10 protein-coding genes are annotated in these 11,419 nt (G+C 69.3%); 3 read left to right on the top strand and 7 right to left on the bottom strand.

Annotated elements, in window-relative coordinates:
- Window positions 1-689: 689 nt before the first annotated feature.
- Together AN218_RS12445 and AN218_RS36660 are read right to left on the bottom strand one after the other, a co-directional pair.
- Window positions 690-1,313 carry a hypothetical protein gene (locus tag AN218_RS12445; protein ID WP_141747549.1) on the bottom strand — a complete coding sequence of 208 codons (624 nt, stop codon included), beginning with the start codon at window positions 1,311-1,313 and terminating at the stop codon, window positions 690-692.
- Between the two features lie 419 nt (window positions 1,314-1,732).
- Window positions 1,733-1,927: a hypothetical protein gene (locus tag AN218_RS36660; RefSeq protein ID WP_070016911.1), complete on the bottom strand. Its 195-nt coding sequence runs from the start codon at window positions 1,925-1,927 to the stop codon at window positions 1,733-1,735.
- Window positions 1,928-3,565: 1,638 nt separating this feature from the next.
- On the opposite strand from AN218_RS36660, the gene AN218_RS12430 reads away from it, so the two are divergent.
- Entirely contained in the window at window positions 3,566-4,015 is a 450-nt protein-coding gene (locus AN218_RS12430) for a hypothetical protein (RefSeq protein ID WP_141747548.1), read from the top strand.
- A gap of 312 nt (window positions 4,016-4,327) precedes the next feature.
- Here AN218_RS12430 and AN218_RS36655 read toward each other — a convergent pair whose 3' ends face one another.
- From AN218_RS36655 to AN218_RS12420, 3 genes are all read right to left on the bottom strand, one after another.
- Window positions 4,328-4,504: a hypothetical protein gene (locus AN218_RS36655; RefSeq protein WP_171908664.1), complete on the bottom strand. Its 177-nt coding sequence runs from the start codon at window positions 4,502-4,504 to the stop codon at window positions 4,328-4,330.
- Window positions 4,505-5,030: 526 nt separating this feature from the next.
- Window positions 5,031-5,405: a hypothetical protein gene (locus AN218_RS12425; protein WP_070016908.1), complete on the bottom strand. Its 375-nt coding sequence runs from the start codon at window positions 5,403-5,405 to the stop codon at window positions 5,031-5,033.
- 583 nt (window positions 5,406-5,988) lie between these two features.
- Entirely contained in the window at window positions 5,989-6,756 is a 768-nt protein-coding gene (locus tag AN218_RS12420) for an RNA ligase family protein (protein WP_070016907.1), read from the bottom strand.
- Window positions 6,757-6,995: 239 nt separating this feature from the next.
- Here AN218_RS12420 and AN218_RS36650 point away from each other — a divergent pair, with 239 nt between their 5' ends.
- Entirely contained in the window at window positions 6,996-7,136 is a 141-nt protein-coding gene (locus AN218_RS36650) for a hypothetical protein (RefSeq protein ID WP_171908663.1), read from the top strand.
- A 4-nt stretch (window positions 7,137-7,140) separates the two neighbouring features.
- Window positions 7,141-8,019, top strand: a complete 879-nt coding sequence (locus AN218_RS12415; RefSeq protein WP_070016906.1) for a methyltransferase domain-containing protein — start codon at window positions 7,141-7,143, stop codon at window positions 8,017-8,019.
- A gap of 716 nt (window positions 8,020-8,735) precedes the next feature.
- Here AN218_RS12415 and AN218_RS12410 read toward each other — a convergent pair.
- Both AN218_RS12410 and AN218_RS12405 read right to left on the bottom strand, forming a co-directional pair.
- Window positions 8,736-9,290 carry a hypothetical protein gene (locus AN218_RS12410; RefSeq protein WP_070016905.1) on the bottom strand — a complete coding sequence of 185 codons (555 nt, stop codon included), beginning with the start codon at window positions 9,288-9,290 and terminating at the stop codon, window positions 8,736-8,738.
- 258 nt (window positions 9,291-9,548) lie between these two features.
- On the bottom strand, window positions 9,549-10,067 hold the full coding sequence (locus tag AN218_RS12405; RefSeq protein WP_141747547.1) for a hypothetical protein: 519 nt from the start codon (window positions 10,065-10,067) through the stop codon (window positions 9,549-9,551).
- Window positions 10,068-11,419: the final 1,352 nt, after the last annotated feature.

Below are 11,419 nucleotides of genomic sequence, written 5' to 3'. Positions count from 1 at the left end.
CGAGTGCAGGAGTGCACGGCAACAGTAGACGCGGGAGCGGGCGCATCAGCGGAGTTGACCACCACGGCCGTCGTACGCCCGGGCCTCCCCCGGCCCTACCGGCCGTACGGAGACGACGCACGCACCGCACCCGGTGGGACGTCGACGGGCGCAGCGGCGGCGGCAGCGAACGGCGCGCAGATGGGCGGGCGGCGGGGACCAGGTGCGGCATCACGTCGAGCCGGACGGCACGGGCGCGGGCCACGCAGTTCGTACGACGAGCACGGTGAACGGGGCGCAGCCGCGACGTATGAGCTGGGCACCCGGCACCAGCCGGGCGGCGAACAGCTTGCGCGACGCAGCAGCGCGCGGGGCGCAGCAGCGAAACACCCGCCCGACAAGCAGTCGCGCGGCCTGCCGCGCGAACCGCCGCAGCACGGCACCGAACACGAACCGACAGCACTCGGCCCGGTCCGGGCGAGCGGCAGAGCTCTCCAGACAGGCCGGGAGGCTGAACACAAGAACTTGACAGGGAAGCCCGCTGCGGTCCTCGCCCGCATCCTCGGTATCGACATCACCGTCGCCGTCAAGTGGCAGCGAGCCGCCGCCGGAGACTGGGCCGCCTACGCAGCCGAGATCACCCGCCGGGAACAGCACCTGACAAGGGCTCAGTCTCCTTACCGCCGACCCCAGCCACAAACGACCAGCTGCTACAGCTTCAGCGCGGCTTTCACCTCCCGCCTGAAGTCGTTGCACCGGACCGAGTAGCGATAGACCTCGGACCACATCAGCTCATTGACCGAGCTTGTGGAATCCTTGCCTTCGGCCTTCGCTTCCATCTTCATGTCCCGAGCCAGCAGCTCGAACCCGTCATATCCCTCGGTGAGCTGGTGCGCCGACTCCACCACACTGAATGCCGCCTCCCGAACTACCTCTGGCCCCTCAAGGTCAACCGCATCGAAGGCGACCGCCAGATCGTGGAGAAGCTCCGGGCACCGTTCCAGCCATGCTGCGTCCAGGCGGCCGCCGGCCATCAAGACGACCGACTCGAACGGTATGTGTTCTCCCGTCCTCGTGCTTACAACGTGCTGGGAGTCAATCAAGGCGCCGCCGCCGCGGTGCTGGTTGCGGAACGCCTCCTGCGTGAGGGGCGCGAAGGCGCGTGCGGCCTTCATAAAATCCAGGTAGGCATCCTTGCGACGGTCGTGCAGCCACTCGGTGCGCTTCTCCCGTGCCTGGGCCCGCTGTCCGGCCCTGGCCACGGCGACGGCACTCGCGAACGCGATGCAGGCCGCTATGACCGTGCCCGACGCAATAGTCATCGAAGATTGCACCGTTGCTCCTGACCGTCCGTCCGATTGTTACGGAAGTCAGCGTCCGCGGCCGTGCGGCCCTGGCGCTGGGAGTTGAGCAAGTTCAGAGGTTCCACTGTCCCAACCCCGGTCCAAACCTGGCTGCCCTGCCAGCTTGAGGGGCACGCGGCCACGAAGCGTTAACCGCTACTTTGCGGATCGGGTCACAGACAGACGACCGCGTCCGACAACGGAGGCATTCCACGAGTTCCAATACCCGAGCCCACCACTACGGTCTATCCCGCCAAGGTAGTCGAGGCCCACCGCGCGTGCATGGCCCGCCGCCGAGCCCTGCGGCCCAGCGAGGAATACCGCACCCCCACCAGCGAAGAGTGGGACTCATTTCCTCGCTCACTTCGAGAAGCGCAAGCTCTCGGTCGCGCCTTCGGCAGTGACTGCATTCACGAGCACGCCTGCGTCCGCTGTTCGATGCTGCGGCCCGAAGCCGCCCAGCAGCCCCGACTACTGGAGATCCGCGACAACCTCACCGGATCGCCGAGGCCGAACGCGAGGGCTGGCTCGGTGAAGTCGAGGGACTGCAAGTCAGCCTCGCCGGCGCTGAAGAGAAGCTCGCCCAACTGGAAGCCGAGCGACATCGACGCTCCACGGTCGTCAACCTCGGCATGCCCTCGTTCGCCCAGAGCGCCACCCGCACAGCTGGAACCAACAAGAGGCGAACGCGGTATCGAGAAGGGCCTGCACACTCACTCGCTGCCCAACGACCCCGCCCCCCTTCGGTCACCACCTCCATGAAGGGTTCAGCCGGCCCGTACGACCGCCTCCCGCTGCGCCCTGGTCATCGTCTCCGCCGGTGCCGCGGTGTCCGTCCATACGCCGCCCGCGTTCCGTCTGTCGTACGGCTGCGCCGCCGCCGACGACGCTTGTCGTTCGGCCGCGTGGCCGCCGCCGTGCTGCGCTGCTCGGGGCCGGTCCCGTTCCGGACGGCACGGTGACCGCCGTGCTCGTCGACCGTACGCTGCCGTTCGCGTTCGAGTTCGCGCTCGTGCGTCGTCTCGCGTTCCGCCCGCGGCCGCTTGGCGCCCGCCGCCGTCCGTACTCCCGCCCGTCCGGGTTCCGTGACGGCGTGGGGTGCTGCGCACCGGGCTCGCACCGCGGATGCACAACGCGGCCGGCCGTGCTGCCCGGTCTCGCCGTTGGGCCGGTGGGGCGCCGGGCCCGTGCGGTCCGCCTCGTGCGCTCCATCCGGGTGGAGCTCGGTTCGGTCTGTACGGCCCCTACGCGCGGTCGCATGAGGAGGCGGACGGCGGCGCCTGGTCCGGCGCTGGAAGTCGGGAGCAGCGTGTTGAGCGAGCAGCCAGGCATCCTCGGCTCCCCGCACGCCGACCATCCCGATTCCTGGCCAGCCGTGTTCCGCCACGATCCGCTCGAGCCACGCCCCGTCCTCGGCGTCGGGGGCCATTTCAGCTTCAGGGTCCGCTTCCCGTGCCGCTTGGTCCTTCTGCGCTCGGTGCCGCAGCTGTTCGGCGAGGTCCGGACGATGGTGCTCGGGCATGCAGAGTGTCTACACGAGCGGTGAAGGGAGTCCTCATCGCGCCCTGCGAGACGGTAGGAGTCGGCAAGCGCTCCTCCGCCGGCGTCCGGCCAGTGTCCCGGGTTGGGTCCGGGCGGCGGGCACCGTCGCGAGCGTCGTCCGTGCGCCTGTCCGGGCTCCGTGGCGGTGTGGGGTTGCTACGCACAGGGTCTGGTCTGCTGGCGCGGAGGTGCCGTCCGTCTGGTTAGTCGTCGTTGGTGCCGGTGAACAGGCGGCCAAGGAGGAGCCTGGCGCCGTTGTCGAGCAGGGCCTCGGTGAAGGCCGGGCCGGCCGGAAGAGGGCGTCGGCGTCCGGGTCCTGCTGGCGCAAGGCTGCGAGGTTCGCGTCCTGGATGCGGGCGGTGGCCGCCTCCCAGGTCAGTTCCTCGGCCTCACCCACCGGGCCCTGCACGCAGGGGGCATTCGGGATGTCCACCCCGTCACGGTAGCCGCCGCCCACGACAGCCCGGCCCCGCTCGTCGAGCGCGACATCGACGGCCGGCGCGGTGCGCCGGGCAGGCGCGCACTGCCCGCGCGTCGGAATCTGCCCTGGCCATGGCCCCTTCGCAGCCTCCACCGACGGCGTTAGTGACGTAGATCACGTTGCCGGTTCCAAGATTTTTTGTCGCTTCAGCGCTCTGCCGCGCCTAGAGAGTGACGGCGCTTTTCAACTGGAGTCGGAGGACTCGACGATGCACCTGCGAATGATCTTGTTGACAGGGAAGACCGGGCAGGTCCGCGCACGGGTGCGTCAGGGCTCGAACCCGGGCGGAAGGGGCGGTAAGTGCCCTGCCCAGGCAGCGCTGACGGCCGCTCAGGCGCGCCTCCTCAATGCACTTCCGGGCGCCGGTTTCGATGCCGGCACCGAACCGCTCGGCTGCGACTTCGCCTCACACGGCCCTGAGGTGCGGCACTCGGCCTGCGTACAGATGCAGGACACCGGCAGCGGGGAGGGCCTCGTGCTGCACTGGCTGCTGTGGGGCGAGGACGGTTCCCGCGAGATCCGGATCGCCCTGGACTGTCCGAAGCTTGTCGTGGACGAGACGTGCCTGCTCATCGACGGCCACCCGGGGCCCTGCGACCAGGACATCGGCTTCACCCCCGAGGAACTGAGGCGAGCGCTGGGTCTGCCCGGCCGGCCGCCGGAGGGCTGACCGGCCGATCAGGGGCGAGAAGCCCGCCGTGGCGCCTCGCCCTGGGGAGGGGGCGAGGCGTGTCCGGGGCCGGGGGAGCTCCGGCTGTGAGCTGTTCAACGGCGTTCACCCCGTGGCGACACGCACCCGTGAACCGGAGTGGCGAACGACCTTCCGCGCCGGGGTTGCCTGAGGCCGTCAAGGGGCGCCGGGTCGGGAGTCGGGAGCTGCCGCGGCCCGGCGCCTCCGCCCTGGCCCTGCGCCGTGATGCGGGGTCGCGCTTGCTCGGTTCTGTCCGGCTCGGCGCACAGTGCCCGGCCGGGCGGTTGCCGTCTACTCCACCGGCGGAGCAAAGGCGAACGGTGAGAAGTCGCGGATCACCAGACGCTCTCCGGGCTCCAGGGGGACCGAGCTGTAGTCGCGGGTGGTGAAGGTGCAGTGGCCGCCGCTGAAGCCGTCGTGCGTCCACTTCAGGTTCGAGCACCGGAGGGCCGCGCTGTCCGGCGCCATCCGGATGGTGCCAGTGGTGCAGAGCGGGCAGGGTATGTGGCGGTGTCCGGGTCGAGGGTTGAGTGCCATCTGCCTTGATCCTCTGGTGGGGTTCGGGATCACGTTCCGGGGTCACGCTGTACCTTGCACTAATTTACGTCGAGTGGTGTAAATGGTCAAGTGTCACGGATTCTCGGGGTGCTCGCACGAGGGGCGCCCTGCTGCTCGCCACGGTCCAGGCCGGTCCGCCCACCGGTGACCATCGCGGTCGCGACTCCAGCCGGATCAGGGGGCCCTAGGTGAGAGGCTCGGTCCTCGGGTCCTGGCGCCTGCTTCCCGCTGTGCGTTTCGTGCCTCGGCACACCGGCCGGGGTTCGGCGTCGCTGCGGTACGTCGCGCTGCTGCCAGGTGTCTCGTGGAGCCGCGGCCGCCGCCGCGGTGAGACCGGGGACGTGGGGGACATCCCTCGGCGCGGAGTCGGACCCTCGGCGCTGTCGTACGGGCGCTGCAGCCGGTGCCGGCGCCCTCACGCGTTCGGCTCGCCCGTTTACGTCGGGCAGCGCGCTTCGTCGGGCGCGCGCCTTCGTTCCACGGGGCAGTCGTGCAGGTCGAAGGCCGCCCGCAGGACGGTGACGACGGCATCGTGCATGTCGCCGGCCCGGGGCGGGGTGACGGTGGCGATGCGGGAGGTGCTCGCGTCGAGATGCCCGATGTCGATGACGGAGACTCCGAGCTCCCGGATGGCCTGCACTGCGTCGTGGGCAGCCCGGTTGTCGTCCGGGGACAGCCATTCGTGCCAGCCGTCCTTGAGGATCGTGACGCGGCCGTCCCGCGCGATCGGGCGGGGGAGGATTCGCACCGGGAGGAAGTAGTCGTGGCATCCCCGGTGACGGCTCTCGATCCGGATCGTCCGCCCTGGCATGTGCCGCCTCCTGGGTTCGTGCCGTGCCGCACCACCGCGGACGTCGTGGAGGAAATCCACCCCGCACACCGTATCGGCGCACACCACCCACCGTGACCGGGCCCCGTGCGCAGCAGCTCCTTCGAGACGGCCGGTCGGTCGGCGGGGCCCTTCCGGCCCGTCAACGGGAGACGTCTGCGTTCCGACGGGCTGCCGGCGCCTCGCCCCTGGGGGAGGGGGCGAGGCGTGTCCCGGGGGCCGGGGTAGTTCCGGCCGTGAGCTGTTCAACGGTGCACACCCCGTACGGGACACGCACCCGCGGACCGGGAATCAAGGGACGTCCCATCGTGCCGGGTCGTCCGATGCCCGTCGACTCCCGGGCGTCGGCGCGGGGAGTTGTCTGCGGTGCAGCGGCACCGGGCCGGCTATCACGGTCTGCCCGTCGCGTGTGCGGGGACCGGGGGCGAACGTCGAGGCGTTCCTCTTCTGGTGGGGGTTGACGGGGGACGGGTAGTTACGCGTCCTCGCAGCAGCGCGTTCTTGTGGGGTGGTGGGGGCTTGTTGTCGGGCCCGGCCTCTGGCGTGGCGGCTGGGCTGGGGGTGGTCAGTGCTTGGCGCGGCGCTTGAGGGTGCGCTGATAGTCCTGGAAGCGGGCCTTGGCGATCACGGTGCGGGTGGTGGTGCGCAGGACGATGCCTTCGGGGCGGCCACCGGCGCCGTCGTCCAGGGCGACGTGGGTGGTGGCCAGGTGGCGGGTGAGGAAGTCCTGCGTCTCTTCAATGCCGGTCGGCAGGTTGCTGGCGGCGATGGTGGCCAGCCTGGGCGTCAGCTCGATGTTCTCCTTCTTGGCCGTCAGGGCGAGTTCGTCCTCGGTGTGGAAGCGCTGTCCGCTCTCTTCCCGCCACGAGGAGATCGCTGCGCGCGGCTGGTCCAGAGTGTCCAGCGGGATGGTGGCGGCGTCGAAGAGGCGGTAGCCGACGGTGCGGCTGCCGGTGTATTCACGGCTGGCGCCCGTGATCTTGCCGCCGTAGACCTCCAAGTAGTGCACGCGGATTCCGGCGTCAGGCGGGGTGATGCGGTCGGCGAGGGGGCGCAGGGCGTCGACGATGCCGAGCGCGGGGTTTCCGATGAGGTCGCCGCGTGCGTACAGCAGTTCCTCGCGGCTTCCCAGGACGTAGTCGCCGCCGGGGAAGCTGATGATGCGTGCGTTCGTGCCGTCGACCTTTTCCGTCAGGTAGACGTTGCCGGTGAAGACGGTTGCATGGTCGAGGAGATTGCCGTTCTTCGGGTCGAGCTCGTGGTAGGTGGCGATGGAGGGGTACTTGGTCGCCGAGTTGAGAGCGGCGAGCTCGATTGCGCGGAGGTCGGTCACTGGTGCTCCCGTTCGAGAGGTCCGTCGGCGTGCTGGTGGCGCGCCGCACCCGTTCACGTGCACTAAATTACCTCGAAAGGGGGTGAAAGTCAATTGCTAGAGTCTTGACGCTTGCCTAACGCCTGGGGATCCGAGGCCGAGTTGAGAGCGCCTGCGGTGGCGGTCGTCTGCGCGAACAGCCGCGCGCCGGAAGGGCGCGGGCCTACCCTGAAGGGACGAGACGTCAGGGTGGAGGCGGTATGCGCTGCATGGGAGTCATCCAGTACGGGGGCGACGGTGACCGGCAGTCCGGCGATGGCCAAGTCGGCGGCCCCTATTCCAGTCCGGGCGACGCCGGCAATCCCATGCCGCAGGAGCCGGACGACAGCGAAGAAGACTGACGGCGTGGCGGTGACGGCGGAGCGACTGCGGACGCGCTGTGCCGAGGAGATGAGCCAGAACCCTCGCGGCTTCGGGGACAGCGGCTGGCTGCGTGAGGCGTTTCTTCAAGTGCCGCGGGAGCACTTCGTGCCGGACCGGGTGTGGTGGCCGGAACCGGGCGAGGACGGCCTGCACTCTCTGCTCTCCCGAGAAGAACGTCCGCGAGCGTGGCTCAAGGCGATCTACATGCCAGGCGTGCCACTGATCACGCAACTTGACGATGGAGCGGTCCCCCCAGAGGGCCGAGCAAAGGGAGCATTCACCTCCAGCATCTCTTCCGCGGGCGTCATCATCGAACTCCTGCACCACCTGGCACCTCAACCAGGGGACCGAGTGCTGGAGATCGGAACCGGCACCGGCTACACCACAGCTCTCCTCGCCTCCCGCGTCGGCGCCGAAGGGGCAGTGGCCACCGTCGAGATCGACGCCGATCTGGCCACTCGGGCTCGGGAACGGCTCACCACCCTTGGCCTACCGCCTCTCGTCGTCACTGGAGACGGTGAAGACGGCTATGCCGCCGATTCTCCGTACGACCGCATCGTCGCGACCGCCTCCGTCCGTCGGATCCCGCCAGCATGGCTGGAGCAACTATGCCCTGGCGGGGTGCTGGTGGCACCCCTCGACAGCCCTTTCGGCTGTGACTTGCTGGTGCACCTTGAAGGTGACGGGCGCGGTGCTGCACGCGGGCGCGTCCTGGAGCGGGTGGAGTTCATGCAGGTACGCGGACAGCGCGAGAAGCGGTCCTACGACGACCTGGGCTGGCCGGTAGAGGTTGACCCGGAAAGCTGGAGGGACCTGCACATCGTTGTCGGCCCGGAAGGGCAGCGGATCAGTCAGCCCTGACGCAGTAGAGCGAGCCAGAGGGGACTGGCTGAGCGAGAGCAACCGACGAGCGCGGGCCCTACTACACGTGCCGATCTCGTCGGTGGAGAGCCCGGTACGTACGTTGCGGCCGCGGCCACGTGCGGAGCGGACCCTCGAGGGCGGCGACCTCGACGAGCACCTCCTCCTGGCGTGCTGCTCCGCGCCGGTGTTCAACGGCGTTCACCCCGTGGGGGACGCGCACTCGCGGACCGGGAACGGCGGACGCCCCTGCGTGCCGGGGTCGTCCGATGCCCGTCACGCGAAGCCGGCGTGGGGAGTTGTCAGCAGTGCAGCGGCATCGGGCCGGGAGTCACTGCGGGGCCGGTGCCGCCGCCGTCGCCCTGGCCCGAGCGCCCGGGTGCGGGTCCATGCGGCAGTGCCGAGCCGTTGACGTGGGGTCGCGCTTGCTCGGCTCTGTGCCGTTCGGGCTCGCGGCGGGTAAGGAGGCCCGTCCTGCCGTTCCGGTCCGGCTGCTGTTTCCCGCTGTGTTCTTCGTGTCTAGGCGCACCGGGTGGGGTTCGCTGTTCGGCTTGGCGTCCGGGCCGTACGTGCGGCCGCCCGTGCTGGCGGCTCCTGTGTCCCGCCACGGCAGGGCCTGCGCCCTTCGACTCCTGCGTCGTCGAGTCTCGGTAGCTGCCGTCCGCCGGGTGGGCTGACGTGTGACGGCGTTCGCCGGGTCCGCTTGCGCTTCCGGGTTACCAGTCCTGGCTGGTGGAGCACTCGGCCGGTAGTGGGGTGCCGCTGACGAGATGGTGGACCAGCCCGAGGGGGATGCGCAGGCTTTCCCGCGCTGCTTCCTTGTCGAGTTCAGGGGCCTTGTAGTACACGCTCGTCCCGGAGACCAGGGCGGCTGTGATGCGATGTGCCTGCCGGTACAGGTGGCGTCGTGTGCGGCGTTCGCCGTGTGGCCCGCGCGGGTGCCGCGCGAGAGCAGCGATCTTCAGCCGGTGCACGAGGCGGGTCGCGGCGCGACTGAAGTGAAGGAGGTAAGCCTCGCGTTCTTCGGGGGGGATCCAGATCCCGTCATGTGCCACCGGCTTGGTGTGGAGGGCTTCGTGGAGCTCGGCGCCGGATATGACGGTGCGCAGGGCTGCTCGTACGAGCATGCCGTGAACGGAGAACCGGCGGCGGAGGGCCTGTTGGGTCTGGTCCCAGTCAGGTGTCGTCATGGTCAGGTTGGCGACGGCCTGCTGGGCGCGTGCCAGGTCGGTGGCACGGCGCAGCCGGGCAGGACGGGGTTGCTTTGCCACGGTGCATCTCCCTGGCGGGCTGGTGGGTGCCCGCCTCGCAGACGCCGGGCTGTCTGGAGCGGGCCGTCCCACTGTACGAAGCCCCGCCGACATCGCGGGCGTGGCACCTCCCCCGCCGTCCCCGGGCCGGGGTGCTGCCGGTCGTTGTCGAGCCGGCGGGCAGGCTGCTCCCGATTCATACGGAGGCATGGCCGCGTCCGGGTCGCGTTCGCGAGCCACGCCGCTGGCTACTGGTCAGCGTTCGTGGTCTGCAGAGTGTCAGAGGGTCAGGCTGGCCTGTTCGAGGTGGAGTTCGGCGATGGCCCACCGGTCTTCGTGGTCGGGTGCGCTGAGGAAGATGGGGTACCCCGAATCGGCGCTGCCGCGCAGCAACTTGATCCAGTCCTCCCAGACCTCGACGGCCACCCCGGCAGGGCCGAAGCGGTTTCGAAGAGCAGCGCGTACGTCCTGACTGCTGGTGTGGGTGAGGACGGCCAGGGCTGCGGTGACCTCGTTGGCCGCGACGATCCAGCCCGGAGCGGCGAGCTTGTGGACGCAGATCCCGCGGGGCTGCTGGGGCCGCCAGGCGAGGTATGCCTGATAGCTCTCGGTGTAGGCCCGCAGCTCGTCGTCCAGACGGACCGTCGGCATACCAAGTCCGGCCTGGATGCACTCGTGTTCGCGCCCGGGGACGGGCTGCGGCGTCTCCGGTGGGGCCACATTGTGGGTCAAGCCCAGTTCGGCCATGGTCAGGGCGATGGCTCCGGCTTCGGACTCGCTCAGGGGAAGGGTATTCAACGGCGCCTCCGAGGCGTTGACAAGGTGCAGCAGTAAGCAGTAATTTACATGTGTAGGTGTTTATCGTCAAGTATAAGCACCAACTCAGGCAGGTTGCATGCGTCAGCAAACACACCCACGCATGGAGCCGACGCGCACGAGTCCGGCCGCCGCTCGCCCGCTGCCCAGCTTCGACTCGTCCCGCCCGCGCCGTCGTCCGTCCTGCGGGCGCCTTGGGGCATTAGTTCGGGCTCCCGACCGCGTTGTCCGGCCGGTGCAGACAGCCAGTGGGAGCATCACTCGAAGGAGAGCGCGCAGGGCGAGCGGAGCACCGGCCTCCATCTGCCTGCCCGGACCAGCCGTCCGTTCCCGCGCCGGCGAGGAACCGCTGCGTGAATGTGAACAATTGACAAAAGACCCCGTCAGAAGTAAATTAAATACTAGTAGTCGCGAGGGTCCTCTTGTCGCCAGCAGTGCTTTGGCGGCGGCCCCATCACCGCGACGTGGGATTGGGAAGTACAGCGGTATGCACGCAGGCGCAGGGCGTGGATCTGTTTTGGAATTCGCGGCCAGGATCGGTCGGGAGGCGTGGGTCTTGCGAGGGCGCATCTGGTCGTCTATGGGGCACGTGTGAAAGAGGAAGAGAGAGCCAATGGGTGACAAGGTCACGTCTGAGAAGGAAGTCGGCAAGCATGAGATCGGCGGTCTCGCTCTGCGCGTAGTGCGATCAACCTGGCGGGATTCCTCTGGGTTGAGCTTCGACGTAGAGGTGGCGGATACCGGCGAATGTCTCACCGATGAGAATCGTTTGACGACTACCCCACGGAGGAGATGATGAAGGGTCTCCTGGAATGGGTGACGTGTAAGTTCTGCTGCCGTCCAGCAGTGGCGCGCACTGCTCACTTTCACGATGGTTCGTGGGTGGGCGATAGCTGCTGCTGGGATGAGCGCTTGCGCAGCACGGGGTAAGGGTGCGCTGTGGGGGACCGAAGCTCGTCGGTGTCGAGAAGGGCCTGCACGCTCACTCGCTGTCCAACGACCCCGCCCCCTTCGGTCACCGCCGCCTTAGGGTTCAGCCGGCCAACTCCCTGCCCGCTGCTGGCTCGTACGACCGCCTCCCGCTGCGCCCTGGTCATCGTCTCCGCCGGTGCCACGGTGCCGCGCCGTCCGTCCGTACGCCGCCCGCGTTCGTGTGCCGGCTGCTCCTGGTCACCCGCGGCGGCTTCCGTTCTTCGGCTCCTCGGGCCGACGGGCCGGCGGCGCGCTTCGTTTGGCCCGCGCCGTACGAGCCGCGTGGCTGGCGTCCTTCCGCGCTCCGCCCCGTCCGTACGGCTGCCGGGCGAGCGGCCGTGCGTCGCGTGCGGGCCGCCCCC

This window comes from Streptomyces nanshensis, from assembly GCF_001751255.1.
GTDB classification, from domain to species: domain Bacteria; phylum Actinomycetota; class Actinomycetes; order Streptomycetales; family Streptomycetaceae; genus Streptomyces; species Streptomyces nanshensis_A.
Note: the sequence above shows the minus strand (reverse complement) of the source record. Positions and strands in the feature narration are given on the sequence as shown.

What these genes read in the sequence shown, in the direction of transcription:
- AN218_RS36660 (WP_070016911.1), bottom strand. Translation starts at nt 1,927, where the DNA reads ATGTCGCTCGGCTTCCAGTTGGGCGAGCTTCTCTTCAGCGCCGGCGAG.
- AN218_RS12430 (WP_141747548.1), top strand. Translation starts at nt 3,566, where the DNA reads ATGATCTTGTTGACAGGGAAGACCGGGCAGGTCCGCGCACGGGTGCGT.
- AN218_RS36655 (WP_171908664.1), bottom strand. Translation starts at nt 4,504, where the DNA reads ATGGCGCCGGACAGCGCGGCCCTCCGGTGCTCGAACCTGAAGTGGACG.
- AN218_RS12425 (WP_070016908.1), bottom strand. Translation starts at nt 5,405, where the DNA reads ATGCCAGGGCGGACGATCCGGATCGAGAGCCGTCACCGGGGATGCCAC.
- AN218_RS36650 (WP_171908663.1), top strand. Translation starts at nt 6,996, where the DNA reads ATGCGCTGCATGGGAGTCATCCAGTACGGGGGCGACGGTGACCGGCAG.